Here is a 25,874-nt window from a genome sequence, read left to right on the forward strand (position 1 = left end):
GGCTAGCTAAGCTCCTCTAGTTTGGCTAAATCACGCACCGCGCCTTTATCGGCACTGGTAGCCAACAGTGCATAAGCCTTTAATGCAGGTGATACAACACGCTGGCGGTCTAGCGGCTTATAGGCATCTTTGCCACGAGCATCTTGTTTAGCTCTACGTTCAGCCATTTGCGCGTTATCTAGTAATAAATGAATGCCGCGATTCGGAATATCAATTTGTATTAAATCACCATCTTCCACCAACGCTAATGCTCCACCACTGGCGGCTTCTGGTGATGCATGACCAATTGACAGTCCTGATGTACCACCAGAGAAGCGACCATCGGTTAATAGCGCACAGTCTTTATCTAAGCCCATTGATTTGAGGTAGCTGGTTGGGTAAAGCATTTCTTGCATGCCAGGCCCGCCTTTTGGACCTTCGTAGCGGATAACAACCACATCGCCCTTTTTCACTCGGCCATTTAAAATACCATCCACGGCGTCGTCTTGTGATTCGAATACGACCGCAGGACCCGTGAAGTTAAGCATTTCATCAACAACACCTGCACTTTTCACAATACAACCATCTGGCGTTAAGTTACCAGACAGCACAGCAAGACCACCATCTTGTCTAAATGCATGTTCAATACTACGAATACAGCCATTTTCACGGTCTAAATCCAGTTCATCCCAACGGCACTCTTGGCTCATGGCTTTGGTGGTTCGAATGCCAGCAGGACCCGCACGATAGAAGGTTTGCGCTTTGCTATTGTTACTGTCTGTGGCATCCCAGCGAGTGATAACTTCGCCAAGAGTGCCACCGGCAACATGCCCAACAGTTAAATCAAGTCGATCACCTTTTGCCAGCTCATTCAATAAACCCATTATGCCGCCTGCGCGATGCACATCTTCTATATGGTATTGCTGCGTGGCCGGTGCGACTTTGCACAAAAATGGGGTATTGCGGGATAGGCGATCTATATCATCCATATCAAAATCAACGCCACCTTCTTGTGCTGCAGCTAATAAATGCAGAACGGTATTTGAAGAACCCCCCATCGCTATGTCTAACGTCATCGCATTAGTAAACGCGGCTTGGTTGGCAATGTTTCTTGGTAATACGGCATCGTTGTCTTTGCGGTAGTACTCATCACATAGTGCCAAAATACGTTTACCTGCTGCTTCATAGAGCTGCTGCCTGTCTTTATGAGTGGCTAAGGTAGTGCCATTACCTGGTAATGCGAGGCCCAATGCTTCTAGCAAGCAGTTCATTGAATTGGCGGTAAACATACCTGAACATGAGCCACAGGTTGGACAAGCTGAGCGCTCAACTTGCTCTGAGTCTTCGTCACTCACACTCGGATCGGCGCCCTTAACCATGGCATCAACCAAATCAAGTTTGATCTCTATATCGGCCAAACGAGTTTTACCCGCTTCCATTGGACCACCTGAGACAAAGATAACAGGAATGTTCAAACGCAATGCCGCCAGTAGCATTCCTGGGGTGATCTTGTCGCAGTTTGAAATACAAACCATGGCGTCCGCACAATGAGCATTAACCATGTATTCAACCGAATCGGCAATCAAGTCTCTGGAAGGTAAAGAGTAAAGCATACCGCCATGGCCCATAGCGATACCATCATCAATGGCAATGGTATTAAACTCTCTAGGTACGCCACCTGCATCGCGAATGGTCTGGGCCATTAAATCACTGAGCTGATTTAAATGCACATGACCTGGTACAAACTGGGTATATGAATTAACCACGGCAATAATTGGTTTTTCAAAGTCACTATCAGTCATGCCCGTTGCACGCCAAAGAGCGCGAGCGCCTGCACGTTGTCTACCTTCAGTGGTGGTTTTGCTTCTTAATTTAGCCATGGTTTTTACCCTTTAATTATGCGATGCCTCAGATGGCAGCGGCTTTCCTCATTCCCAAAAAATGGGTCACCTGATGATGACCCAGTCAATTTTTATTACTCGTTGATATAGTCTAGCCAGCCATTGCTATCTTCGCTTTGGCCTTTTACTAAATCAAAGTAAGCCTGCTGTAATTCTGCTGTGATAGCTCCACGTTTCCCATCACCAATTTGAATTTGGTCAACACTGCGTACTGGCGTAACTTCTGCCGCGGTACCGGTCATAAAGAACTCATCGGCTAGATAAAGCGCTTCGCGAGCAATCGCCTCTTCACGCACTTCATAGCCACGCTCACGCGCAAGTTTCATGATGGTATCACGCGTTAGACCAGGTAAAATGCACGCGGTGGTTGGCGGTGTAAACAACACCCCATTTTTGATAACGAAGAGGTTTTCACCTGCACCTTCACTTAGGTAACCGTTGACGTCTAAAGCGATACCTTCAACATAGCCATGACGTCTCGCTTCTGCGGTAATAAGCTGTGATGATAAGTAGTTACCGCCTGCTTTTGCCCCTGTAGGCATGGTATTTGGTGCTAGTCGCGTCCATGATGAAATACATGCATCAACACCGGCTTCTAAACTACCATCGCCCAAGTAAGTGCCCCATTCCATCGCTGCAACACTCACATCGGCTTTATGAGATTTAGGATGAACACCTAGACCTACATTTCCCAAAAATGCAAAAGGACGTAAATAAGCGTTAGTAAAACCATTCGCTTTTACTGCATCTTTACATGCTTGCATTAACTCGTCTTCGGTGAATGGGATCTCTAAGCGGTAGATTTTAGCTGAGTCATAAAGACGTCTGATGTGATCCTTGAGACGGAAAATCGCCGGACCTTTTGGCGTATCATATGCTCGAATACCCTCAAACACTGAGCTCCCATAGTGTATTGCATGGCTCAAAATGTGTGTTGTTGCTTGCTCATAAGGGATCATCTCGCCGTTATGCCAAATTAATTCCGATGTTTTTGTCATTATGTAGTACCTTGATTATTCTTTTCTAAAATAAATTATTTAAATTGCCTGTTGCTGTAGTGTGTGCAAATTTACTTGCTGCACCTCTACAAGCTTACTCAGTTGTGACGTTAATAGATAGATGGGTTTGTCACTGTCAACCGTCATTTTGACTTGAAACAGTCCATCTTTTCCTTCTAATTCTAAATGGGTAAGACGAAAACCGCGGTGGCGAGCCACACGCAAAAAGCGTTCTACCGCAATGGCTTGGTTTTTTACTGCAACCGTTAATTGGTGTTTCATTGGACGTTCTCCGTCATCATCTCATCATTTGCAGCACCTGGCGGAACCAGAGGCCATACGTTTTCTTTATCATCTATACATGCATGCACTATGTAAGGCCCTTCGCTGGAGATCAGCGCATCAATTGCTGCATCAACTTCATTTGCATGCGTGATGGTTTGCCCTGGGATCCCAAATACCGCAGCCAATGCAACAAAGTCAGGGTTATCTGATAAATCTGTTTCACTGTAGCGACCATCAAAAAATAGCTGTTGCCACTGGCGAACCATACCCAAGCGCTGGTTATCTAAAATAACGATTTTTACTGGTAGGTTATTGCGGCGTATTGTTGCCAGTTCTTGGATATTCATCATAATTGAGCCATCACCAGACACCGTCACTACCATGTCATCTGGGCGAGCGATTTGCGCCCCTATCGCGGCAGGTAAACCGAATCCCATGGTACCCGCACCACCACTGCTTAAGTGATTGGATGGATGGGTAAATTTCATATGTTGTGCAACCCACATTTGATGCTGGCCAACATCACAACAAACGACTCCTGTGTTGGGCATTTTTTGACTAAGTTGATTAAGTAAGTAAGGCGCAAATACACGCTCTCCTGGATAGTCATAACGCCACGCATGTTTTAGCTTTAGCTCTTTTATGGTGTCTAACCATTCACTATCAGTTACAAAACAACTTAACTGTGGAATAGAATGCTTTAAGTCTGCAATCAATGACGCTTGCGCTGGTTTGCGTTTACCGACCTCTGCTGGGTCTATATCCAAATGAATAACATCTGCTTTGGAGGCAAACTTGGCCAAGTTGCCAGTCACTCGGTCATCAAAACGTGCACCTATACAAACCAATAAATCACACTCTTGCACAGCGATGTTGGCAGCTTGACCACCGTGCATACCAAGCATACCCAAGTCGTATTCGTATTCAGGCAAAACACTCCCCAATGCTTTTAATGTGGAAACCGCTGGCATATGAGTTTTGTGCAAAAACTGCATTAACTCTGCCTGTGCATCGGCATTTTGTACGCCACCGCCGATATATGCGACAGGGCGCTCTGCTTGTGAAAGTAACGCGTCTGCTTTTTGAACTTCGCTTGGTGATACTTTAAGCTGCGCTTCATCTTGTGCTAGCCATGGGTGAAATGGCACTTGGGCCAATTGGATGTCTTTTGGAATATCAACTAATACAGGGCCGGGTCTTCCCGATTGGGCTAAATGCATTGCTTCTTGTAATATTTCAGCTAAATCTTCAGCGCGTTCAACCATGTAGCTGTGCTTAGTACATGACAAAGACATGCCAAGTACGTCAACCTCTTGAAACGCATCAGAGCCTATTGCTGCTGTTGGCACTTGCCCCGTGATAGCCAGCAGTGGTACTGAGTCCATCATCGCATCAGCAAGTGCAGTGATAAGATTAGTTGCGCCGGGTCCTGAGGTGGCAAAGCATACTCCTAACTTACCTGTACTGCGTGCATACCCAACCGCAGCAAATCCAGCACCTTGCTCGTGTCGTGTTAGGTAATGTTTTACCGGCGCGCCGTACAAAGCGTCGTAAATAGGCATAATCGCGCCACCAGGATAGCCGAATACCTCTTTAACGCCATGCTTGGCTAATAAATCTATTAAAAGTTGTGCGCCTGTCATTGTCATCCCCATTGCCAATTGCTTGCTGATTGTTAATTAAATTTTGCCCTAAAACGAAAAAGCCCCCCGAACTTTTCAGTGCGGGGGGCTTTTGCTAATACTTTTCTTACAGCACTAGACAACCCCCGCGGTAATAATAATCACCACGTTGATAATCACGACTAGAGTAAGTGCTGTGTTTAGCATTCTTTGTATCACCAAATAAATTTTTACTACAGGCGAGGTTTCTAAGTGTCTTGCCTGTTCCTTTTTCTATTAGTAACCCGAGTACACTTTTAAGTCAACCATAAATATTATGCTTTATAGCAATGTAAAAAGTTTTATTTTGATAATAAAATCCAAAAAATACACGTTATTTAGATTTATTTTTCACGTAAAGAATAAATTATCTGAATGCTAATTGTAAAAGTCTGTTTTACAACAGAGCTAATTTCATAAAAAGACTCATGATTTTTTTATGAATTGTTAACTTATGTGCTTAAAATAGGTTTATCGCTAAATTTTAAGGATGCATATGTTTTCATTGCTACTCAGGGTCTGTTTTATCGGTTTTGTATTTACTTTTTTGCTATTTAGCCAGCTGGTTAATGCTAACCCCGCGTTATTTCAAATTGAAAAAAATGCTATTAAGTCTTATTTATTCGGCACCGTTCATGTCGGCACCACTGATATGAACCAATTATCTCAAGACGTTCTACAAGCAATTGATAGCAGTGAGCTGGTGGTTGTAGAAGTAAATCTTGAAGCACTTTCTCAACGTAAAATACAGGAAATTTCCTCATCGTATATGATATTGCCAAACGGCAGCACACTCGCAAATATGGTAAGCTCTAACAACTATCAACAGTTAAAAAATTACTTTTCCAAAGCTGGCATTGATATCTCACATTTTCACCAGCACCGACCTTGGGCCGTAATGGTCACGCTGTTGCAACTAGAGTATCAAAAATTAGGCTTTAGTGAACAATTCGGGATTGATAAGCAAGTACTTGCTTACTCAAAAAATCTTAATAAAAGAGTGGTTGGTTTAGAAACCTTACAGCAGCAATTAACAATGCTAAGCGCACTTGAACAACAAAATAATGCCATGCTAGAGGAGACTTTTAAGCATTTAAACGACATTGATTTCTATTTTGTGGACTTGGTCAATGCATGGAAAAAAGGCGATATGAACAAGCTGTCGCAGTACTATAAGCTCAGCTTTGATGACTCAGAATACGGGAAATTCTCAGAGCAAGTCATGTTGATTAACCGTAACAAACAATGGCTGGAAACTTTAACAGAGTTGCTCACAAAGCAGCCTACCTTCATAGCAGTGGGCGCGCTACATTTGCCAGAGCAATATGGCTTAATTAACCTATTGCAACAAGCTGGCTTCAAAGTGACAAAAATAAACTAATAAGGTAGATGTGCTCGGTGATTGATTATACTTAATCTGTGGGCAATCTTTTTCTATGTCGCAGTTAACATCCCGATGTCTTCTAGTATTTTGATAAGCGATTGTTGTTGAAGCGGTTTGATAAGGTGTTCATCTGCACCAAGCGCGATGGCTTTTGCTAAGTCTTTATGCTCATCATTGGCCGTTATAACGATGATGATAGTATCAAGGTGAAGTTGAGTGCGAATATAATCTATTGTTTCATACCCATCCATGTACGGCATGTTTAAATCCATAAAAATAACATCAAAAGACTGGACGGCTAGAACATCTACGGCTTCTTTGCCATGATGAACATGTAGCACCTTAAACCCTAAGTTATCTAATTGTTTACAAAGAACAACGGCATTAATTTTATTATCCTCCACTAACAAAGCCGTTTTGCCATTGGCGCTGCGCTGCTGCTCAGCAGTCTCTGATTTGGCTATCGTGACCGGAATACTAAACTGAACGCAAGCACCGCCTTGTTGCGTGTTTAAGAACCTCATTTCTCCAGACAAAGCACCAACCAACCATTGGCAGCGTGCCAGACCTAGCTGCATACCTTGAAAGTGGTTATTGGTTTCTTCATGTAACTCCAATGACGCTAGTTGCTCTTTACTAAACCCATAACCTTGATCTATGACTTGTACCTCCAGATAAGGTTGCGAGTCTGTGCACTGTAAATTAACAATCAGTGATACTTCTCCCTTATCATTAAATTTAATCGCATTATCAACTAATTGTGAGCAAATCCATGCCAAATGCTGATGGTCACATAATAGTAATTGATCATCACTGTGAGATAACTGCATGACTAGCGAAAGGCCCTTTTTCTGGGCCGTCAATCGGTAAGGGGCAATGACTGTTTCGAGGGTATCACTCAATTTGGCATAACTATTTTGAATTTTAATTTTCTCATTAGACCAGCGACTAAAGTCATGCATCTCGTTAATCAAAATATTTAACTGCTTAACCGATGTTATTGCTTGATCTAATTGATAGGTTTGCCGCTCTTTTTTATATAAATCAAGATATCCTAAAATGGATTGCAGTGGTGTTCTGAGCTCATGACTCGCACGCGCCAAAAACCGCGATTTCATATTCAGCGCCTGCTCTGTTTTTTTCTTTTCCCGCTTAAGTTCATCGATACCACCTTGAACTTGCTTTTCCATCGGGCGAAATATAAATTTCGCTTCTAGCAACAGCAGCACCATGGCCAAAAACCAAATGGCGATTTCGACATATCTTAAACGTTCTACCCCCTTATTTGCATGCTCTTCAAAAAGCGATACTGCATGATCAAGATCAGCCAAAAGCGCTTGTGAAATAAGATACAACTCATTGAGTTCGTTTTGGTCTTTCAATTGAATATTACGCGCACGTTCAACGAATTGACGACTGCGCTGATCAAGCTTTGTCGGTGCAGAAAAATACCAGTCATACAGTTTTTCAGAAAAAACTTGTTGTTTAGTTTGCAACTGAATCAAAAATTCATGGTTTTGCGAAAACAGATCTATGGTTGCGTGTAATTGATTGTAAACACCAACAAGAGAGTCTGATGACGCATCGACTCGAGTTAACCGATGCGTCAGAAGTAGCACCTTTTGCGATAACATACGTTGCATACCAGCCACATTGACTATTTCTGCATCTTGCTGTTTTTCATACAATAAAACTTGCATCAAACCTGCTGCCATAGAAACCAACAGCGCCATCGCCAAGAGCGCCAAAATATATCGCGCTCGAATAGCTTTGATTATTTTTAACATAGATTCTCTTGCCTTCTTTTCGCTTTCAAAGTGTAGCGTAATTTACATTGAATGGGATTTAGTCACTTGACACCCAGACGGCTAAAATGTTTCAATGCGCGCTCACCCTATTTTGAGGTCAAGGCAGTGCCTTGACCTAGGGCTGGAAGAGGTGCGTTATTCAGGTAGTTGTGTTGAGGGGAGCAAACCCCAGTGAAACGCAATGAGGGGAATTAACGCCGAGAAGTCTTTGTTGTTTGCTAGACACTGATTTCGGGCGACTGGGCTGAATCCCAGCGACTGTCACCAAGTGTTTTTACTATTAAAAACGCATAATTTTGGTGGAGAGCTTCTGGTCTTAGAATAATAAGGCCCGTTGCCTTATCATTTTTAAGTCCATTGCTCTTCGAATTTTAACTGTTCGAAGTTTGGACTCCCTCCTAAACTCCGAACACGATATAAGTTCGGTAGAGATGAAATCACAATTAGATTTATCCAACTATCCGTTATGGACGGCTTTAGTAACGCCTTTTGACGAGCAAGGTAATATTGACTTTGACACGCTAAAAGCGCTGGTCATTGAGCAGCAAAGTGCCAACAATGGCCTATTGATTTTAGGTAGTACAGGTGAAGGGCTTGCTCTTGCACAGAGTGAGCAACGCGCTATCGTAGAGTACGTCTGTGCGCTCTCTGTGTCAGTACCAATCATGGTCGCTGTCGGCGGCTTTAACCTTGCAGAGCAACTTGAATGGCTGGCGTTTTGCGACACCTTACCTATTGACGCGTACTTACTCGGCTCACCACTTTATGCTAAACCCGGTATTGTTGGGCAAACTCAATGGTTTGACGCCCTGCTCAGCGCAACAGCCCGCCCCTGCATGATTTACAACGTACCAGGCAGAAGCGCCGTTGCCATCAGCCCCCAAGTACTTGAAAATTTGCAACATCGCAGAAACCTTTGGGCCGTAAAAGAAGCCAGTGGTGATATTGCCACCTTTGAAGCTTTTCGCCGAGCAGCACCCAATGTCGCTATTTACAGCGGAGATGACGCTTTAATGCCTTACTTTGCCCAAGCAGGTGCAGCAGGTCTGGTTTCCGTTGCTGCGAATGCTTGGCCAGAGCAGACCGCAGAATTTGTGCGCCGCTCGTTAGCGGGTACTTTTCCTAACCTTTTTGCACCATGGACTGAAGCTGTTAACAGCTTGTTCTCGGTGGCAAATCCTATTCCTGTTAAAGTGCTGATGCATGAGCAAGGTAAACTGGCCACGCCAAATCTACGCCCTCCTTTGACGCATCTTGAGCTGCCATGCAGCCAAGCACTGAACAACGCAAACGACTCAATTTTATCTTGGAACTAAGGCAATCATTATGAGCTGGCTAGAGCTATTAAACAATTTGGAAAACGGCAGTGTTCGCGCTGCAACACAAGACGAGAGCGGAAATTGGCACGCCAATGTGGAAGTAAAGCAAGGTATTTTAGAAGCCTTCAAAAACGGTACAAACACCGAATTTCCAGGCGGCTTTGTTGATAAGCATAACTTAGCACCACAAGGCTTTGCCGCCAATGCTGGCGTGCGTATGGTACCGGGTGGTTCAAGTGTTCGTCGTGGCGCTCATGTTGCCGCGGGCACCATTATTATGCCACCAGCCTACGTTAACATTGGCGCATTTATCGACGAAGGCACCATGGTGGATAGCCATGCACTTGTTGGGTCTTGTGCACAAGTAGGCAAAAATGTGCATTTGAGTGCAGCAGTACAGCTAGGTGGTGTGTTGGAACCGATCGGTGCAAGCCCTGTGGTTATTGAAGATGACGCGTTTATTGGCGCAGGCTGTGTGATAGTGGAAGGTGTAGTAGTTAAAAAAGGCGCTGTATTGGCACCGGGCGTGCGCTTATCAGCAACTATTCCAGTGTATGATTGCGTAAATGAACGAGTGCTCGACAAAGGTGAAGCCATCCCTGAAAACGCCATCGTGATCCCAGGTTCTCGCCCATCTTCAAGTGCCTGGGGACGCGAACAAGGTTTAAGCATGTCGTGTGCGCTTATCGTTAAATACCGTGATGAAAAAAGCGATGCGTCACTTGAGTTGGAAGAGGTATTACGCTAATGCCCTTTTTGAGCACCGCCCATCGTCAGGTGATTGAAAGTATCATCCAAACCGAGCAAACACCGTTTTTTATTTACGACTTAGATGCGCTATTGGCACACCTAAAACCACTTACAGAGCAATCGGTAGTGAAGTTATGGTACGCCGTAAAGGCCAACCCATTGTCAAAAATAGTGCAAACGTTAGATAAAGCTGGGTTTGATTTTGATGTGGCAAGTTCCGGTGAGTTAAACCAAGTTTTAGCTCAAGGTGTTTGCCCTTCACGCGTGCTCAACACCGGACCTGCCAAATCAAAAAGGCAGATCCAACACTTTTTGTCACAAGGGGTTCGCACCTTTGTGGCAGAAAGTCACAATCAAGTGGCTTGGCTCAACCAAGCTGCCAGCGACCATAATATTCAGTTACGTGTTTTACTGCGCGTGCAATTACGCTGGCCAGAAGGCGAGAAAAACCCACTGGGTGGTGACAGCTTAACACCGTTTGGCCTGGGCACGGCACAGTGGCAATCTCTTGATATTACTTCATTTAGTGCCCTAGATTTTGTCGGTCTGCATATTTTCCAATGGGGTAATATGCTCAGCTCCGAAAAGCTCGCTTCTCTTTGGTCACAAATGGTGCCACCACTGTCGCAATTGGCGCAAACCCTTGGTTTTAAATTACGTATTTTAGATTTAGGGGGCGGCTTAGGTATTCCTTATACAACAGAAGAACATGCACTTGCATGGCCACAGTTAATCGATGCGCTTGCTACCATCAAAGCATCATCAGGTGTTGAAGAGTTATGGATGGAATTAGGCCGCTTTGCCGTAGGGGAATGTGGTCATTACATCAACCCTGTAGTGGAGCAAAAACAAAACTATGGCGAGCAGCAACTGATTGTGGCGGGCGGCATTAACCATATTTTACGCCCCGCAGTCACCAATCAAGCATTCCCATGTACGCTATTGCGCGAGTCAAATGCCAAGCAAAGTTGCTACCTTTTATATGGCCCATTGTGTACCGCGTTGGACCATTTAGGCCGTCACGCTTTAGCGAGTGATATTAATGAAAACGACTGGCTGGTATTCAGCCAATGCGGTGCTTACGGCTTCACCGAAAGCATGCCATATTTTTTATGCCACGAATTACCTGCCGAATATGTGATAGAGCAAGGCCAAGTAAAGTGTATTCGGCCATCACAAGCGGCCAGTGACTATTTGAGATAACTAAATGATGAATCAAATTAGCCAAGAAAATATCCAAGTGGGCGAAATCGCCAATGGCTTACCGCTGAGCATTCCTGTGTATCGTATAAAAGGCAACGGCAACGGGCCCAAAGTATATATTCAAGCCAATATGCACGGTGCAGAAGTACAGGGTAACGCAGTTATTTATCAGCTACTCGAAACGCTTAAACAGCAAACGCTGGCAAGCGATATTACGCTCGTCCCCTATGCCAACCCGATTGGCTGTAACCAAAAATCAGGCGAGTTCACTTTGGGCCGATTCGACCCGATTACAGGCACCAACTGGAACCGTATGTATCATAACCATACGGCACTTGTGAATGAATTCGTAGCTCAGCATAGTGAGAGTTCACTAGATGAAATAAAAAGCGCATTTAGAGCGTTACTGCTAGAGCAAACTCAGACTATGTTAGATGCCCCCGCATATAGTATTGATACAGGCAAACGTATCGCACTGAACTTACAGCGTTTGGCACACGAGGCTGATATTGTGTTAGACCTCCACACTGGCCCTATTTCTGCAAAGCATTTGTATTGCCCAGAATATGCAAAAACCAGTGCGAGCTATTTTGATATTCCTCATGTGCTTTTGATCCCCAATGCTTTTGGTGGTGCGTTAGATGAAGCGAGTTTTTGTCCGTGGTGGTCGCTCAGTGAAGCATTTAAACAACAAGGTCGTGATATACCCGTACTGGTTGAAGCCTTTACCGTCGAGCTTGGATCACAGGAAAAAATTGACTTAGCTGAAGCAAAACACGATGCCAATAGCATTTTGAGTTACCTCACTTACAAGAATGCATTGATAGACTCAGCATTTAAGCCTCTTTCGATGGTTCGCTACGCATGCATGCTAGATGATTGCATTGCATACTACGCTCCTATGGGAGGTATGGTTGAATACGTTGCGCCATTGGGTGGCCACATAGAAGCAGGTGACACCATTGCCCATATTTTGAGGATGGAACGTTACCTAAGCGAGCATCCCTTACAAGCCTTAACATTTGACCAAAATGCGATAACGATTTTGCATTTTGCCTCGGCATCAGTGAATCAAGGCACGGAACTCTACAAATTTTTTACCAACTATTTTGAACTCTAGTTGGTCCCATTTTATTGCGTGAGAGTAAGCGGGCTTTGGCAAGCTTACTAAGGTATGGCGGCATATGCCGCCAGCCTTTTTACGCGTCAGACTCTTTTTGTGACTTTCTATAAAAAATCGCCATCAAAATATAGCCCAGCATAGTATGCAAATTAAGTATAGGGATACAACCGCTGATCAGCGCAGGTGCCAATCTAAACCCTTTTAGCTTGGCAATGAATAGCTGTATCGGCAGTGAAATAATCACCGATAAAATCGCAACCAGTAGCAATACTGAGATTTCTCCATTGCGCGCCATTTCAAATATATTCATATCCATAATATCACCATTAAAGTCTTAACGTGGAGAGAAGGGTACAATTGTAACTGTACCGCCTCTGCCTTCGCCCATCCAGCCGGAACCATGTATCACCGTAACTTGTATACCATGTTGCGCCAGTATGTTGATAAAATCCTGTAGACCCTGATCAGTTGTAAACGAATAATCACCTGAAACAGTTTTTCCACTAGCCGGAATAAGGTTACCATTTGCGTCGCGAGACGATCTTTCTTTATAACTAAACCTAAGTGAGTTACTACCCGTAGATGAAGCTATCATGATCAAACTCGTACCATCAGGAAATACAAACTTGACTTCTAAGCCATTTAAACCTCCTACAAACATACCACCAACAATTGACGTAAATTGTGAAAGTGTATATGTGATGGGGTGAGCATCCAAAAACCAATCATCAAATCGATCATGATTACTATAATTTCTAGCCAGATCCCACGCTGTATTAAACCCACTGCTATCAGGAACTTGTATAGGTACGCCAAATGCGTAGCGATTCAATATTGCATACCCCGAGTTAACACTTTCCTGTATATGCGCAGGCGTTATTGCCAGCCTAGCTACCACAACCGTTTCAAGTTCACCTCCTTGGCCAAGTTCAGGCCTTGAGGTTACGCTAAAAGACTTAACAAAACCTTTCGCAAAAGTTGCGATGTGAATAGTGTGAGAGGAACTAATACCAGAACCTTCTGTCATAGTCCGTACTTTTTGTGCTGCTTTTTGCTGCATGGAAGACGCTGTAGTACACGTGTTACAAGTGAGATAATGGTCTGCTTTTACACTACTAGCAAATAGGGTTAGCCATGATATGGCACTAACAAACAAAACCTTTTGTATAATGTTCATTTTCTTTCGTTTTATTATTTATCCATAAATACTCACCATCATTGGTGATGCAAAGAATAATCAACATTAAAAAATAAAAAGTCAACAAAATTAAAACAAAATATTCAAGAGCACATTTTTTCACACCATCATCACTCCGCCATTTGCACTTTTTGCAGTAAGTAATGTACCGTTTGGCGTATTGGGTACACCAATATAGCGCCGGCGGCATGTGCCGCCAGCCTTTTTCCAACAAACTGCTACGAACATCATCAGAAGCTGCGTTATTCGGTTAACCGCAATTTCATTTAAAAAGTGTATACTAAGGCGACAACCACTAAACAAAACAAGCAATTATGAAACTGCATGCAATACTATACAGTCTTGTTGTGAGCGCTTTAGCTTTCAGCCCAAAAGGTCTTACACAAGAAAAGCAGCAAGATGAAATCGATTTGGTGCAACAATGTATAATGAATGAAATTCTGGCAGGTGATCAAAACCGAACGATTGCACAACTAAGAAAAGCCTGCGCAGAAGTGACTCAACAGCTCAGCGCTCTTGATAAAAGAATGGCGCGCGAACGTATCACACAAACCAACCGCAATGTGATCACCCCACACCATCGCAATTATATTTTGCCCGTGTCGTATATTACCAACCCAAATAGCCGTCCGTTTAGTGGCTTAAAAGCGCTGAACGATGAACAAGGCGAACCACTAGACAACTTTGAAGTTAAATATCAAATATCCCTAAAAGTACCAGTTTATACTGGGTTTTCAGACAAGGACCAAGCTATTTATATGGGCTTTACCTTGCAATCCTTCTGGCAGTTTTACAATAAAGAGATCTCTTCTCCCTTTCGCGAAACCAACTATGAACCCGAGCTGTTCTGGATAAACTTTTTAGACGACGATAACGTTTTATGGGGTGATGAAATGGCATTTATACTTGGTATTTCTCACCAATCCAATGGCCGTAGCCAGCCCAATTCACGTTCTTGGAATCGTATCTATGGTAATTTTATTTGGGAAAATAACGGTTTTGTTTTTAGCTTTAAACCTTGGTACCGACTACCTGAAGACAAAAAAGAGGATATTCTTGCTGCCAAAGGCGATGATAACCCTGATATCTATAAGTACATGGGTTATTTCGAGCTAAGTGGAGTTTACCGCTATGAGGATCATGAATTTGGCTTTATGACTCGTAACAATCTCAACAGTGACAACAAAGGTGCCATTCAATTGGATTGGTCTTTTCCTATCTGGGGCCGATTACGCGGCTATGCGCAATACTTTAACGGCTATGGAGAGAGTATGATTGATTACAATGCGCATATTCAGCGCTTTGGCGTAGGGTTACTTATAACCGACATGTTGTAGTAACAGTCGAAAAGAAAAAGCCAGCTGATGCTGGCTTTTTACTCTCTATAAATCACTGTGCTTTATGATGCGCCATATAATTATCTGGCAGCTCAATTTGCGCAACACCTGATTCAATTGCAGCATGTGCAACTGCTTTAGCAATACGTGGTAACAAGCGTGGGTCCATCGGTTTAGGAATAATATACTCAGGCCCAAACTCTAAGCTCTCGACGTCGGCAGCCTTTAACACTTCTGCAGGTACCGGTTCTTTGGCGATACTGCGAATTGCCTCTACTGCAGCAATTTTCATCTCGTCATTAATTGCGGTTGCACGTACATCCAGTGCGCCTCGGAAAATGAACGGGAAACACAGTACGTTATTCACCTGATTTGGGTAGTCAGAACGACCTGTTGCCATAATCAAATCCTGACGGACACTGTGTGCCACTTCAGGGTTGATCTCTGGATCAGGGTTAGAACATGCAAACACAACGGGCTTATCTGCCATTAATTTTAATTCTTCAGGCTTTAACAAGTCTGGTCCAGATACCCCAACAAATACATCTGCTTCTGCAATAACATCTTCAAGTGTGCGCTTATCAGTATTGTTGGCAAACAACTTTTTATACTCATTCAGATCGTCACGACGGGTATGAATAACCCCTTTTCGGTCAAGCATATAGATATGTTCGCGTTGGGCGCCACATTTAATCAGTAGCTCCATACAAGCGATAGCCGCAGCACCGGCCCCTAAACATACAATGATCGCATCGTGGATCTCTTTTCCTTGTATTTCCAACGCATTTAACATGCCCGCTGCCGTAACGATAGCAGTACCATGTTGGTCATCGTGAAATACCGGAATATCACAGCGCTCAATCAACGCCTTTTCGATTTCAAAACACTCTGGTGCTTTGATATCTTCTAAATTTATACCGCCAAAGGTATCTGCAATGTTAGCAACGGTATTGATGAAGTCTTCCGTAGTACGGTGCTTAACTTCAATATCGATAGAATCGATTCCTGCAAAACGCTTAAACAGTAAGGCCTTACCTTCCATTACAGGTTTTGATGCCAAGGGACCTAAATTACCAAGTCCCAAAATTGCGGTGCCATTACTGATCACGGCAACCATATTACCTTTACCTGTGTACTTATAAGCGGTGCTTGGATCGGCTGCGATTTCACGCACAGGCTCTGCCACACCAGGGCTGTAAGCCAATGCTAAGTCTTTTACGGTTTCCGCTGGTTTGGTCAGCTCAACGCTGATTTTACCTGGAACGGGATGAGCATGATAATGTAGTGCTTGTTCACGAAAGTCTGACATGACGCGATTTTTTCCTGCAAAGAAGTTAAAAGTGAGAGTGAGATAAAATTCGCAATATTAGTTAAACAATACCTTGTTTATAAATATATTCAAGCTATTTGAGGTCGATCCACTTAAGCTGCATTTAACCGAAAATAGCCACCATTTTACCGACATTTAACTTAAATTAATCAATTTAAAGTCACGATAAAACAGCTCAACCATCGGTATTATTGGCTAGTTCATGTGCAATTTTATCTAATCTTGCTCGGCTTTATTAAAAGCGCTAGAAAAACAAAAGATAATGAACTTTACCAACAATGTACCTAAATTTAATGACATTTAGCGTACTTTTGCCTCTTTAACTAAAAATTCATAAAGGCATTTTTATGCAATAAATGATTTAGACTAAGCAAATCTAACTTCATGTTCTGACTAAAATATAGCCTTGAGAAAACAGAAAACAAATGCATAACTGTGAATAATGGAGATAACAGTAAAAAATTAAAGCTAAAACTCTATTTGAGATATTTTGTTTGCCGTGACCAGATTAATGCGAGGGGATGAGATCTTCGAACATTTAGCACTGGCTAAATATAAACGAGGAATAATACCAATTACATTAAATAAGTGATCAGATATTGCGACAGATAAATGGCTTAGAAACAAGGCAAATATTTCGCTATGTAGTTATTCTACATGAGAAATATTTAACGCAGTTAATGAGTCATTTAGCTCGCTAGAATGATCAATGTATTAATAAAATTGGTATAAATATTAATAGGCACAAAAAAAGCACCCTGAGGTGCTTTTTTAGTCAAACATTTCTTATTTTTTGCTGCTAAGAGCACCGAAACGTTTGTTGAAGCGATCAACACGACCACCTGTATCAAGAATTTTTTGCTTACCAGTATAGAACGGGTGACACTCAGAACATACGTCTAAGTGAATGTCTTTACATAGTGTTGAACGAGTTTGGAACTTGTTACCACATGAACAAGTAGCGTTGATCGTTTCGTAATTAGGGTGAATACCTTCTTTCATAGCAACCTCTGGTTAGGCCGTATCGCTCTCCAAACCCGAAGTTTGGCACCATACGTAGTTTATACAAATTAGTGGACGCGTATTTTATGTAACTCTTAAGCGATCCACAAGCAATAAATCATCAAATATGGTGTTTTTTGTACAACTAAACAGCAAGTCATGTTAATGAGCTAGGCTTTTACACTCGCCTTTAGTACATTAACCTCTGTGTTTGGTCTATCAAAAAGGCTCATGATGTTTGCTGAAGTTGCCATTAAAGTGCCTTTATTTCGCACTTTTGATTATCGCATACCTGATAATACCGACGTTAAAGTGGGAAGTCGTGTCAAAGTTCCTTTTGGTAATCGCAAGCTGTTAGCCATTGTTATTGCTGTCAAACATGACACTGAGGTACCTCAGAGCAAACTAAAATCCGTTTTTGAAGTGCTAGATGACACCCCTATTTTATCCCAGCAGCATCTTAAGTTCTTACGCTTTTGCGCCCAATACTACTCCCACCCGTTAGGTGAAACCATATTTACTGCACTTCCTGGTGCACTGCGCGATGGTGACCATCCAGATAAGACGACAGTGGCAACTTTTGCTTTAACGCAGGCTGGCAAACAATTACCAACGCTTAGAGCCAAAAAGCAAATGGCTTTACTAACACAGCTTAATGAATCTGGAGAGTCGAGCTTAACAGAGCTAAAAGCGCTGGGCTTTAGTAAGCAACAAATTAATGCATTGCTCGAAAAGGGCTTAATCAGCGAACAAATAAAGCATGACACACAATGGCAAACTGAGGCCATCAACATATCTCAAAAGCCACGGTTGAATGAAGAGCAAGCAACTGCATGCAGTGCAATCAACCAACAAAATGACTATCGCTGCTTTTTACTTGAGGGGGTTACTGGCAGTGGCAAAACAGAGGTATATCTGCAAAGCCTAGAGCGCATTATTGAAAGTGGCAAACAAGCACTTACTTTGGTTCCTGAGATAGGTTTAACTCCTCAAACCGTTAATCGTTTTAGACGCCGCTTCGCAGGCCTTCCTATTGACCTTTGGCACTCCAATCTCACTGATAATGAACGTTTACACACTTGGCGACGTGCAGAGCAAGGTAGCAGTGCGTTAGTGATAGGGACGCGATCAAGCATCTTTTTACCCTTTAAAAACTTGGGCATGATTATTGTTGATGAAGAACATGACAGCTCCTTTAAGCAACAAGAAGGGCTGCGTTATCATGCTCGAGATTTGGCAGTCTATCGCTGTGCGAATTTACAGATCCCACTGATCCTTGGTACTGCAACACCTGCACTAGAAACATTGCAAAAAGCCATCAGTGGTAAATACCAGCTACTCACGCTATCTCAACGCGCACAAACGACCACAGACAATCAGTTTTTACTGGTCGATATGAAAGGTCAAAAAGAGCAAGCGGGCATCGCACCAAACACCCTAAAACATATTGAAGCAACACTGAAACGCGCTAAGCAAGTGATGGTATTTTTGAATCGTCGTGGTTATGCGCCTACTTTACTATGCCATGAGTGTGGTTGGCTTAGCCAATGCCAACACTGCAGTGCAAGTGCCACTTACCATAAAGCAATGAACCGATTGGTATGTCATCATTGTGGTGAGCAGACATTTGTTCCACCACAATGCCCCGATTGTGGTAGCACCCAAATAATGCCAACAGGGATGGGAACTGAGCAATTAGAAGCCTTTTTTGCAGAGCGCTTTGCTGATACGCCCCTAAGTCGGATAGACCGAGATACAACAAGGCGCAAAGGTGCACTAGAAGAAGCATTAGATGAAATAAATCAAGGCGGTGCTCGCATTCTAATAGGCACGCAAATGCTCGCCAAAGGCCACCATTTCGCAGATGTAAGTCTGGTCGTCATTTTAGATGTAGACAGTGGCTTATATTCAAGTGATTTTCGCGCCACGGAGCATATGGCGCAATTGATAACACAAGTCGCGGGACGCGCAGGGCGAAGTGGTGAAGCTGGTAAAGTGCTGCTACAAACTCACTTTCCAGAGCATCCACTTTTGCAAGACCTTGTTAATAATGGTTATCAGGACTTTGCTCGATTCGCTTTAAAAGAGCGCGAAGAGGTGCAATTGCCGCCATTTAGTCATTTAGCAATACTCAGGGCCCAAGCGACTAATGCGAAGCTCGTATTCGACTTTTTATCAGATCTTATTCCCGCTACCCCCTTCAGTGGTATACAATTGCTCGGGCCGATCCCCGCGCCCATGGAGCGACTGGCGGGTAAGTATCGTTATCAATTACATATTCAGGCTTCAGAGCGAGTTGTTTTGCACAGCTATATTAGTCAGTTAATGCAATATATTTGTGACCATAAACTGGCTAATCGAGTGCGCTGGAGCATAGACATAGATCCTATGGATACCTACTAAGTAAGTTATGGCACAACACGATTACATAAATAGAAAGCCAAAGAACAACAAAGGCGGCAAAAACACAGCCTCTAAAAAACCCTTTCCGATCATCATGTCGCTTGCAGCATTATTGCTCGTAGGTGGGTTTGCCTATGGCCTTTGGTACATAAAACACCATGCTGAACCTGAAAAGCCAACGCCAACTCAAGCCGTTAAAAAAGAGACCCCAAAGCTGGAAAAGCCTGTGCTCAAACCATTTCTTGAAGAAATAAAAGAGCACGAGGTTAAGGTAGAAGTTAAAGAGATAAAGAGCAAAGGCCCTTATCAAATGCAATGTGGCTCTTTTAGAACTCATGAACAAGCAGAAGAAATGAAAGCCAAAATGGCATTTGCCGGCTTAATTGCTCAGATCCGTCGCACTGAAGGCAGTAATGGAGTTTGGTATCGCGTTCGCTTAGGACCATACGATACTTTACGACAAGCTGAGAGCGACAAAAATAAACTCAAACGTATTAAAATTGTAGGATGTGGTATTTGGGGTTGGACTTGATTTTAGCTCATTAGCCCATATCTTCTAACAATCTCATATAAAAAGGCGCCAAGAGCGCCTTCGTTTTTAAGGAATACTATGACTACCATCGTAAGCGTACGTCGTGACAATAAAGTTGTCATTGGTGGTGATGGCCAAGTATCGCTTGGTAACACAGTAATGAAAAGCAACGCCCGTAAAGTGCGTCGTTTGTACAACGGCAAAGTACTGGCAGGCTTTGCCGGTGGCACCGCTGATGCATTTACTTTATTTGAACGTTTTGAAAGCAAACTTGAAATGCACCAAGGTCATTTAACTAAGGCCGCGGTAGAAATGGCAAAAGATTGGCGTAGTGACAGAGCGCTGCGCAAACTTGAGGCACTTTTGGCGGTTGCCGATGAAACAGCGTCTTTTATTATCACTGGTAACGGTGATGTCGTTCAACCAGAAAATGACCTGATAGCAATTGGCAGTGGTGGTAATTTTGCCCAATCTGCAGCAATCGCATTGCTTGAAAATACCGATCTCAGTGCCAGAGAAATTGTCGAAAAAAGTTTAAAAATTGCAGGTGATATCTGTGTATTTACAAACAATTTCCAAACCATAGAAGAATTGTAAGAGGAATTGCCATGACTGCAATGACCCCAAGAGAAATCGTCCACGAATTAGACCAACATATTATTGGTCAAGACAAAGCAAAAAAAGCCGTGGCTATTGCACTGCGTAACCGCTGGCGCCGTATGCAACTTGCTGACGATTTACGCGCAGAAGTTACACCGAAAAATATCCTGATGATAGGTCCAACGGGTGTCGGTAAAACTGAAATTGCCCGCCGCCTTGCTAAACTCGCCAACGCACCTTTCATTAAAGTAGAAGCCACTAAGTTCACCGAAGTGGGTTATGTTGGTAAGGAAGTTGAGTCGATCATCAAAGACTTAGTTGATATCTCATTCAAAATGACCCGTGAGCAACAGGCTAAGAAACACCAGCATCGTGCAGAAGAAGCGGCGGAAGAGCGCATTCTTGATGCATTGTTACCACCTGCCAAAGATGCTTGGGGTGAAGCTCAACCCAGTGAAAACAGCTCTACGCGCCAAGTGTTTCGTAAGAAGCTACGCGAAGGTCAGCTAGACGATAAAGAAATTGATATCGATGTTGCCGAGTCAGCGCCACAAGTTGAGATCATGGCACCACCTGGTATGGAAGAAATGACCAACCAGCTACAGGGTATGTTCCAAAGTATGACTGGCCAGAAGAAGAAAAAGCGCAAACTTAAGATCAAAGATGCGTTTAAATTGCTGGTTGAAGAAGAAGCTGCTCGCATGGTTAACCCTGAAGAGCTAAAAGAACAAGCTATCTTCGCGGTTGAGCAAAACGGTATCGTGTTTATCGATGAAATAGATAAGATCTGTAAACGTGGTGAAGCCCAAGGCCCAGATGTGAGCCGAGAAGGTGTGCAACGTGACCTGCTACCTCTGATTGAAGGTTCAACCGTTAATACCAAGCATGGCATGGTCAAAACAGACCATATTCTGTTTATTGCCTCTGGTGCATTCCAAATGGCAAAACCATCGGACCTTATTCCTGAGCTACAAGGCCGTTTACCTATTCGTGTTGAGCTAGAGGCGCTGAGCGCTGGCGACTTCAAACGTATTCTGACAGAGCCACACGCATCCCTAACTGAGCAACAAGAAGCCTTAATGAAAACCGAACAAGTTGATATTAGCTTCACCGATGATGCAATTACACGCCTTGCGGAAGCTGCATGGCAAGTAAATGAAAAAACAGAAAACATTGGTGCTCGTCGTCTTCACACCATCATGGAAAAACTGATGGAAGAGTTATCGTACGACGCGTCAGAAAAGGCAGGTGAAAGTTTTGTGATTGATGCAGCTTATGTAGAAAAGCACTTAGATGCATTAGTACAAGACGAGGACTTGTCTCGCTTTATCCTATAACACACATAAAGCGGAGCTGTGTGCTCCGCTTTATGCCAATCCGCTTAACTAAGTGGTCTATTATGTATATCGTCACCAAATTACACTACCATCAGCAAAGTAAAACGTTAGATATCGTCTTTGACGATGCGATGCAATTCACATTAAGTTGTGAGTTCTTACGCACCCATTCACCCAGCGCTGAAGTGCAAGATCACGGTAATGGTATGAAGCTCGTGTTGGATAAGCAAAACGTAGCTATCACTAAACTTGAGCCGGTCGGTCACTACGCTGTACGTTTGAGTTTTGATGATGGCCACAATAGCGGCTTATATAGTTGGCAATACGTCAGAACCTTGTCCACTGATCATCACGCTCTTTGGGAAAAGTACCAACAACGCGTTGCAAAGTACAAAGAAACCGAGCACACGGTCCCTATCAAGTTTGTACCTTAACACTCCAACAAACGCACACCTGTGTGCTATGGTGTGATAGTGTCCATATAGGATTCGATGATTGAAAAAAACGCCCCTTGCGGATCACAGATCACCGCATAACGTCCAACATCCGGCACATCCGTTGGCGGCACACACACTTTTGCCCCTAACCCTGCTGCTTTTTTTGCAATCGCATCACAGTCTAAAACAGCGAAATACATCATCCAATGAGAAGGAGTTTTTGAGCCCCAAGCGTCATTCATTTCCACCATACCTGCAAGTGCATGGTCATCATTACTAAAAATAACATAATCCACCCCCTGTACAGTTTGATGAATAGAATTCCAAGCAAATAGCTCACTATAGAATGCTTCTTTTACATCGCGGTTTCGGCATGCGAGTTCATGCCAATAAGGGGTATTAGCCTCAAAGGCTCGACGGCTACCAATATGCTCTTTGGCTTGCCATATCGTGATCTGTGCTCCACCTGGGTCACTAATAATGGCCATTCTGCCTGCTTCGCCTATATCGTAGGGGCCGCGTACAAGTTTGCCACCTAATTTTTGTGCTTTATCTATAGAGGCATCAACATCTAATACAGCGACGTAGGCTTGCCAAACACTTTGCTCTCGCGCCGCTTTTTTGTCGTCATCCATTTCATACATGCCCGCGATGATATCGCCTTGTTTCTTAAAATTGGTGTAAAAATCACCATTAGCGCTGCGTTCATCATCAAATTCCCAACCAAATAATGCACAATAAAAAGGCTTGGCAACACGCCAATCTGCAGCCCGCAATTCAGCCCAGCAAAATTCGTGGGTGTGGGCATAAGTTAATTTGCTCATATTCGTCCGCCTTTTTAGAACACCTATAAGGGTGATAGTAGAAATAGCCAAAATACGCAATTGATAACCTCAATTATATAGCGAGCTAAATTGCGTATAGTGACACAGTATATCCTAGAAGTAGGCGGCACTTTATCAATAATCACTGAGCCGTTTTTGAAACATTATAATGGGGAGAACGAGGCCCATACAAAATACCGTTTTGCGGCTGTGCAGATAGCAGCCTTTGTGCCGCCACTTTGGATACCTCAAAACTTTTGTCACTGACCGTTTCTATCACTTGGTCTAAAACGGCTAACAAAAGTGAAGATTGCCAATTATCATCTCTGTCTCGTTGTTCCGCACTTGATGCCCTTGCTTTACCTTCCCATAAAATGGTACTGGTTTTTAAGTCTATAAGCCTCGCTGATACCTCTACGGCTGTTTCACTACTAATAACAGCATAAGATGTTCCATACTCTTTTATGTTTATGTACAACGCTGCATCCGCGCCAAATATCTCATACAGCTTGTTCGGCGGCACAGCATGAACATCTTCCGCTACGGGTAATCCATTCGCTTTGAACGTTTCATTTACCAGAGCTACTGGCAAAACATAGTAGCCTGACTCAGCTAAGGGCCTGGTGACATGTGATAGCAATGCATAAGGTGCTATCACTTCGTTCGAATCGTTAATTGGAGGCAACACCAGTATCGAATGAGGGTCGCTATTTCTGTAAGCACTGTAATCGTATGACGCTCTATTTGAAGCACAACCACTGAGTAATACAATTACAAAGCTCATAGAGAGAACTTTAAAAACACTCATTGTACTTCTCCTTTTGTATTACTTATCAGAAAATTAATGTAGTGCTCAGACTCTGGGTAATCGCGTTTTTCTTGCTCTAGGTAGTTAAAACCTTGCACTGTATTTCCTTCAAGCAAATATAAATACCCTAAATGCGCCATAATACCCGGAGCAATCGCAACACCGCGGTTTTTTGCCGTTTGTACTGTTCGCTCTAACGTGTTTATTTGTTCGCTGATTGACACTTCATCCGCTTTAAAATAGTCATACAGGTTCTGAGAATAAGTACCGTAGTAGTAGAGCGGTTTACTTGATTCACATCCAGATAAAAGTATCACACAGAGCAAAGCTGTAAAGAGTATAAGCTTATTCATTCGCGCCTCTAGTTTGGCTGCCAATCGCCTTTATCTATGCCAGTGACAAGATTATTTACAGCCTCTCTAATTGCTAAGTCGAGGACTTTACCATTCAGAGTTGCGTCGTAGCTGGCTGTACTGCCAAATCCCACAATCTCTCGGCTCGATAAACTGTATTCACCCGCCCCTTGAACGGAATAAACGACTTCAGAGGTAGAAACATCTACAATATTTAGGTTCACTTTGGCATACGCTATCTGTGATTTACCCTTACCGAGAATGCCAAACAACTGTTTATCACCTTGCTGCTTTCTACCAAACTCTGATACATCGCCAGTTACAACGTACTTGGCGCCCTTTATGTTTTGTGGTGCACCGGAAAAACCAGCTTCTTGTTGAAGCTCACTTAAGTTAGATCTTTCTAAAACCGTAAAGCGATTACTTTGCTGAAGATGGGTAAGTAAAATAGTCTTAGCTTGAGAGCCTAGTCTATCTACTCCATTACCAAATATACCATTTTGGAAACTGGACTGATTTTGAAACTTACCTACCGACAACTGACTCTTCTTGCCAGCATAAGAAGAGTTATAAGACTGAACTTTATTAACTTCAACGACTTGAGATGATTCAGTGGCCGCACAACCACTCAGCAATACTGATACCACTGCACCTGCGACTAAAAGTTGTTTTTGTAACATAACTTAATCCTTATTTAATATGAGCCTTATTTAAGGCCTATAAGCCAACTATTTTACTAAAACGCTAGTATACGCTTCGCACCCAAATACGCTGTAATAGTGTGTAAATATCTGTATTGGGTAATTGACATAGATTTACGTCTGAAAATTTGACTGTAAACTGAGGAAGGAGAGTTTGTTAGATTAATTCCAAATAAAACACAGCTTAGAATGCACGATTACAACTGTAAGTGAGTATACTAAGAAAAGACTCACTCGCTGGTATGCATAAGATGCTAGTAATATCCTCAAAAATAACGTTTATAACCAACAAATAAAGTTAAATTGGATTTTGACTCAGCCCAGTCATTATAATGTCCCCCAAATAACATGGCTTGGTCCGCATCGATTGTATACGTGTTCTCCAGCTCAATTTTGAAGTTATCTTTATGTTGGTTGTACTCATTAAATAACCATTGAACTCTTAGGTTAACCTTATTATTTCCTTTTAAGTACGCAAACAATGAATCGCCCCGAGTTCATCGGAGACTAGTTGTTTAAGTCAGGCTACTTTACCTGACTCTTTTAAATTATCATAGAAATCAGCTTCATATTGAGCTGGTGAAATATATCCAATAGAAGA

General features: G+C 43.0%; 24 protein-coding genes and 1 riboswitch. Of the genes, 11 read left to right on the top strand and 13 right to left on the bottom strand.

Annotation, left to right across the window (positions count from 1 at the left end):
- Positions 1-2: 2 nt before the first annotated feature.
- The 4 genes from ilvD to ilvG all read right to left on the bottom strand — a co-directional run bounded on the left by ilvD (position 3) and on the right by ilvG (position 4,806).
- A complete protein-coding gene (gene ilvD, locus HC733_RS08965; RefSeq protein WP_190364712.1) occupies positions 3-1,859 on the bottom strand; it encodes a dihydroxy-acid dehydratase in 1,857 nt (618 codons plus the stop codon).
- Between the two features lie 95 nt (positions 1,860-1,954).
- Entirely contained in the window at positions 1,955-2,878 is a 924-nt protein-coding gene (locus HC733_RS08970) for a branched-chain amino acid transaminase (protein ID WP_190364713.1), read from the bottom strand.
- Between the two features lie 39 nt (positions 2,879-2,917).
- The gene (gene ilvM / locus HC733_RS08975; protein WP_171626196.1) at positions 2,918-3,160 is read right to left on the bottom strand and encodes an acetolactate synthase 2 small subunit; all 243 of its coding nucleotides are present in this window, start codon (positions 3,158-3,160) and stop codon (positions 2,918-2,920) included.
- On the bottom strand, positions 3,157-4,806 hold the full coding sequence (gene ilvG / locus HC733_RS08980) for an acetolactate synthase 2 catalytic subunit (protein ID WP_190364714.1): 1,650 nt from the start codon (positions 4,804-4,806) through the stop codon (positions 3,157-3,159). The genes ilvM and ilvG overlap by 4 nt, the downstream gene beginning before the upstream one ends.
- 514 nt (positions 4,807-5,320) lie before the next feature.
- On the opposite strand from ilvG, the gene HC733_RS08985 reads away from it, so the two are divergent.
- Positions 5,321-6,205, top strand: coding sequence for a TraB/GumN family protein (locus HC733_RS08985; protein ID WP_190364715.1), 885 nt, complete (start codon positions 5,321-5,323; stop codon positions 6,203-6,205).
- 53 nt (positions 6,206-6,258) lie between these two features.
- Here the strand turns inward: HC733_RS08985 and HC733_RS08990 are convergent, their stop codons facing one another.
- The gene (locus tag HC733_RS08990; protein WP_190364716.1) at positions 6,259-7,995 is read right to left on the bottom strand and encodes a response regulator; all 1,737 of its coding nucleotides are present in this window, start codon (positions 7,993-7,995) and stop codon (positions 6,259-6,261) included.
- Between the two features lie 138 nt (positions 7,996-8,133).
- Positions 8,134-8,334, top strand: a riboswitch (Lysine riboswitch).
- Positions 8,335-8,447: 113 nt separating this feature from the next.
- On the opposite strand from HC733_RS08990, the gene dapA reads away from it, so the two are divergent.
- The 4 genes from dapA to HC733_RS09010 are packed head-to-tail and all read left to right on the top strand — an operon-like array spanning position 8,448 to position 12,408.
- A complete protein-coding gene (dapA, locus tag HC733_RS08995; protein ID WP_190364717.1) occupies positions 8,448-9,332 on the top strand; it encodes a 4-hydroxy-tetrahydrodipicolinate synthase in 885 nt (294 codons plus the stop codon).
- Positions 9,333-9,342: 10 nt separating this feature from the next.
- Positions 9,343-10,083 carry a 2,3,4,5-tetrahydropyridine-2,6-dicarboxylate N-succinyltransferase gene (locus tag HC733_RS09000; protein ID WP_190364718.1) on the top strand — a complete coding sequence of 247 codons (741 nt, stop codon included), beginning with the start codon at positions 9,343-9,345 and terminating at the stop codon, positions 10,081-10,083.
- Complete coding sequence (locus HC733_RS09005; protein WP_190364719.1) at positions 10,083-11,288, top strand: PLP-dependent decarboxylase; 1,206 nt, start codon at positions 10,083-10,085, stop codon at positions 11,286-11,288. The genes HC733_RS09000 and HC733_RS09005 overlap by 1 nt, the downstream gene beginning before the upstream one ends.
- A 7-nt stretch (positions 11,289-11,295) precedes the next feature.
- Positions 11,296-12,408 (top strand): succinylglutamate desuccinylase/aspartoacylase family protein, encoded by a 1,113-nt coding sequence (locus HC733_RS09010; RefSeq protein ID WP_190364732.1) that lies wholly within the window; start codon positions 11,296-11,298, stop codon positions 12,406-12,408.
- Between the two features lie 79 nt (positions 12,409-12,487).
- Here the strand turns inward: HC733_RS09010 and HC733_RS09015 are convergent, their stop codons facing one another.
- Together HC733_RS09015 and HC733_RS09020 are read right to left on the bottom strand one after the other, a co-directional pair.
- A complete protein-coding gene (locus tag HC733_RS09015) occupies positions 12,488-12,727 on the bottom strand; it encodes a hypothetical protein (protein ID WP_190364720.1) in 240 nt (79 codons plus the stop codon).
- A gap of 18 nt (positions 12,728-12,745) precedes the next feature.
- Positions 12,746-13,438, bottom strand: coding sequence for a hypothetical protein (locus HC733_RS09020; protein ID WP_190364721.1), 693 nt, complete (start codon positions 13,436-13,438; stop codon positions 12,746-12,748).
- A 485-nt stretch (positions 13,439-13,923) separates the two neighbouring features.
- Here HC733_RS09020 and HC733_RS09025 point away from each other — a divergent pair, with 485 nt between their 5' ends.
- Entirely contained in the window at positions 13,924-14,946 is a 1,023-nt protein-coding gene (locus HC733_RS09025; protein WP_190364722.1) for a phospholipase A, read from the top strand.
- Positions 14,947-14,998: 52 nt separating this feature from the next.
- Here the strand turns inward: HC733_RS09025 and HC733_RS09030 are convergent, their stop codons facing one another.
- Complete coding sequence (locus HC733_RS09030) at positions 14,999-16,255, bottom strand: malic enzyme-like NAD(P)-binding protein (protein ID WP_190364723.1); 1,257 nt, start codon at positions 16,253-16,255, stop codon at positions 14,999-15,001.
- 807 nt (positions 16,256-17,062) lie between these two features.
- Positions 17,063-17,278, bottom strand: coding sequence for a 50S ribosomal protein L31 (gene rpmE / locus HC733_RS09035; protein WP_152087320.1), 216 nt, complete (start codon positions 17,276-17,278; stop codon positions 17,063-17,065).
- A 231-nt stretch (positions 17,279-17,509) separates the two neighbouring features.
- Between rpmE and priA the strand changes: the two genes are divergently transcribed.
- The 5 genes from priA (at position 17,510) to HC733_RS09060 (ending at position 22,584) form a co-directional block, all read left to right on the top strand.
- A complete protein-coding gene (priA, locus tag HC733_RS09040; RefSeq protein WP_190364724.1) occupies positions 17,510-19,681 on the top strand; it encodes a primosomal protein N' in 2,172 nt (723 codons plus the stop codon).
- Positions 19,682-19,688: 7 nt separating this feature from the next.
- A complete protein-coding gene (locus HC733_RS09045; protein WP_190364725.1) occupies positions 19,689-20,213 on the top strand; it encodes an SPOR domain-containing protein in 525 nt (174 codons plus the stop codon).
- A gap of 78 nt (positions 20,214-20,291) precedes the next feature.
- The gene (hslV, locus tag HC733_RS09050; protein WP_190364726.1) at positions 20,292-20,810 is read left to right on the top strand and encodes an ATP-dependent protease subunit HslV; all 519 of its coding nucleotides are present in this window, start codon (positions 20,292-20,294) and stop codon (positions 20,808-20,810) included.
- An 11-nt stretch (positions 20,811-20,821) separates the two neighbouring features.
- Positions 20,822-22,150, top strand: coding sequence for an HslU--HslV peptidase ATPase subunit (hslU, locus tag HC733_RS09055; protein WP_190364727.1), 1,329 nt, complete (start codon positions 20,822-20,824; stop codon positions 22,148-22,150).
- A gap of 62 nt (positions 22,151-22,212) precedes the next feature.
- Complete coding sequence (locus HC733_RS09060; RefSeq protein ID WP_190364733.1) at positions 22,213-22,584, top strand: gamma-butyrobetaine hydroxylase-like domain-containing protein; 372 nt, start codon at positions 22,213-22,215, stop codon at positions 22,582-22,584.
- Between the two features lie 26 nt (positions 22,585-22,610).
- On the opposite strand, the gene HC733_RS09065 is transcribed toward HC733_RS09060, so the two are convergent.
- The 4 genes from HC733_RS09065 to HC733_RS09080 form a co-directional block, all read right to left on the bottom strand.
- Positions 22,611-23,411 carry a VOC family protein gene (locus HC733_RS09065; RefSeq protein WP_190364728.1) on the bottom strand — a complete coding sequence of 267 codons (801 nt, stop codon included), beginning with the start codon at positions 23,409-23,411 and terminating at the stop codon, positions 22,611-22,613.
- A gap of 142 nt (positions 23,412-23,553) precedes the next feature.
- The gene (locus tag HC733_RS09070) at positions 23,554-24,219 is read right to left on the bottom strand and encodes a DUF799 domain-containing protein (protein WP_190364729.1); all 666 of its coding nucleotides are present in this window, start codon (positions 24,217-24,219) and stop codon (positions 23,554-23,556) included.
- Complete coding sequence (locus tag HC733_RS09075) at positions 24,216-24,572, bottom strand: DUF4810 domain-containing protein (RefSeq protein ID WP_190364730.1); 357 nt, start codon at positions 24,570-24,572, stop codon at positions 24,216-24,218. The genes HC733_RS09070 and HC733_RS09075 overlap by 4 nt, the downstream gene beginning before the upstream one ends.
- Before the next feature lie 8 nt (positions 24,573-24,580).
- The gene (locus tag HC733_RS09080) at positions 24,581-25,252 is read right to left on the bottom strand and encodes a CsgG/HfaB family protein (protein WP_190364731.1); all 672 of its coding nucleotides are present in this window, start codon (positions 25,250-25,252) and stop codon (positions 24,581-24,583) included.
- Between the last annotated feature and the right edge of the window lie 622 nt (positions 25,253-25,874).

Origin of the sequence: Pseudoalteromonas sp. S16_S37 (genome assembly GCF_014694405.1) — a bacterium.
Lineage (GTDB): Bacteria > Pseudomonadota > Gammaproteobacteria > Enterobacterales > Alteromonadaceae > Pseudoalteromonas.

Excerpts from the sequence above, each read along its gene's own strand:
- ilvD (WP_190364712.1), bottom strand. The coding sequence starts at position 1,859 with ATGGCTAAATTAAGAAGCAAAACCACCACTGAAGGTAGACAACGTGCA.
- HC733_RS08970 (WP_190364713.1), bottom strand. The coding sequence starts at position 2,878 with ATGACAAAAACATCGGAATTAATTTGGCATAACGGCGAGATGATCCCT.
- ilvM (WP_171626196.1), bottom strand. The coding sequence starts at position 3,160 with ATGAAACACCAATTAACGGTTGCAGTAAAAAACCAAGCCATTGCGGTA.
- ilvG (WP_190364714.1), bottom strand. The coding sequence starts at position 4,806 with ATGACAGGCGCACAACTTTTAATAGATTTATTAGCCAAGCATGGCGTT.
- HC733_RS08985 (WP_190364715.1), top strand. The coding sequence starts at position 5,321 with ATGTTTTCATTGCTACTCAGGGTCTGTTTTATCGGTTTTGTATTTACT.
- HC733_RS08990 (WP_190364716.1), bottom strand. The coding sequence starts at position 7,995 with ATGTTAAAAATAATCAAAGCTATTCGAGCGCGATATATTTTGGCGCTC.
- dapA (WP_190364717.1), top strand. The coding sequence starts at position 8,448 with ATGAAATCACAATTAGATTTATCCAACTATCCGTTATGGACGGCTTTA.
- HC733_RS09000 (WP_190364718.1), top strand. The coding sequence starts at position 9,343 with ATGAGCTGGCTAGAGCTATTAAACAATTTGGAAAACGGCAGTGTTCGC.
- HC733_RS09005 (WP_190364719.1), top strand. The coding sequence starts at position 10,083 with ATGCCCTTTTTGAGCACCGCCCATCGTCAGGTGATTGAAAGTATCATC.
- HC733_RS09010 (WP_190364732.1), top strand. The coding sequence starts at position 11,296 with ATGAATCAAATTAGCCAAGAAAATATCCAAGTGGGCGAAATCGCCAAT.
- HC733_RS09015 (WP_190364720.1), bottom strand. The coding sequence starts at position 12,727 with ATGGATATGAATATATTTGAAATGGCGCGCAATGGAGAAATCTCAGTA.
- HC733_RS09020 (WP_190364721.1), bottom strand. The coding sequence starts at position 13,438 with ATGACAGAAGGTTCTGGTATTAGTTCCTCTCACACTATTCACATCGCA.
- HC733_RS09025 (WP_190364722.1), top strand. The coding sequence starts at position 13,924 with ATGAAACTGCATGCAATACTATACAGTCTTGTTGTGAGCGCTTTAGCT.
- HC733_RS09030 (WP_190364723.1), bottom strand. The coding sequence starts at position 16,255 with ATGTCAGACTTTCGTGAACAAGCACTACATTATCATGCTCATCCCGTT.
- rpmE (WP_152087320.1), bottom strand. The coding sequence starts at position 17,278 with ATGAAAGAAGGTATTCACCCTAATTACGAAACGATCAACGCTACTTGT.
- priA (WP_190364724.1), top strand. The coding sequence starts at position 17,510 with ATGATGTTTGCTGAAGTTGCCATTAAAGTGCCTTTATTTCGCACTTTT.
- HC733_RS09045 (WP_190364725.1), top strand. The coding sequence starts at position 19,689 with ATGGCACAACACGATTACATAAATAGAAAGCCAAAGAACAACAAAGGC.
- hslV (WP_190364726.1), top strand. The coding sequence starts at position 20,292 with ATGACTACCATCGTAAGCGTACGTCGTGACAATAAAGTTGTCATTGGT.
- hslU (WP_190364727.1), top strand. The coding sequence starts at position 20,822 with ATGACTGCAATGACCCCAAGAGAAATCGTCCACGAATTAGACCAACAT.
- HC733_RS09060 (WP_190364733.1), top strand. The coding sequence starts at position 22,213 with ATGTATATCGTCACCAAATTACACTACCATCAGCAAAGTAAAACGTTA.
- HC733_RS09065 (WP_190364728.1), bottom strand. The coding sequence starts at position 23,411 with ATGAGCAAATTAACTTATGCCCACACCCACGAATTTTGCTGGGCTGAA.
- HC733_RS09070 (WP_190364729.1), bottom strand. The coding sequence starts at position 24,219 with ATGAGTGTTTTTAAAGTTCTCTCTATGAGCTTTGTAATTGTATTACTC.
- HC733_RS09075 (WP_190364730.1), bottom strand. The coding sequence starts at position 24,572 with ATGAATAAGCTTATACTCTTTACAGCTTTGCTCTGTGTGATACTTTTA.
- HC733_RS09080 (WP_190364731.1), bottom strand. The coding sequence starts at position 25,252 with ATGTTACAAAAACAACTTTTAGTCGCAGGTGCAGTGGTATCAGTATTG.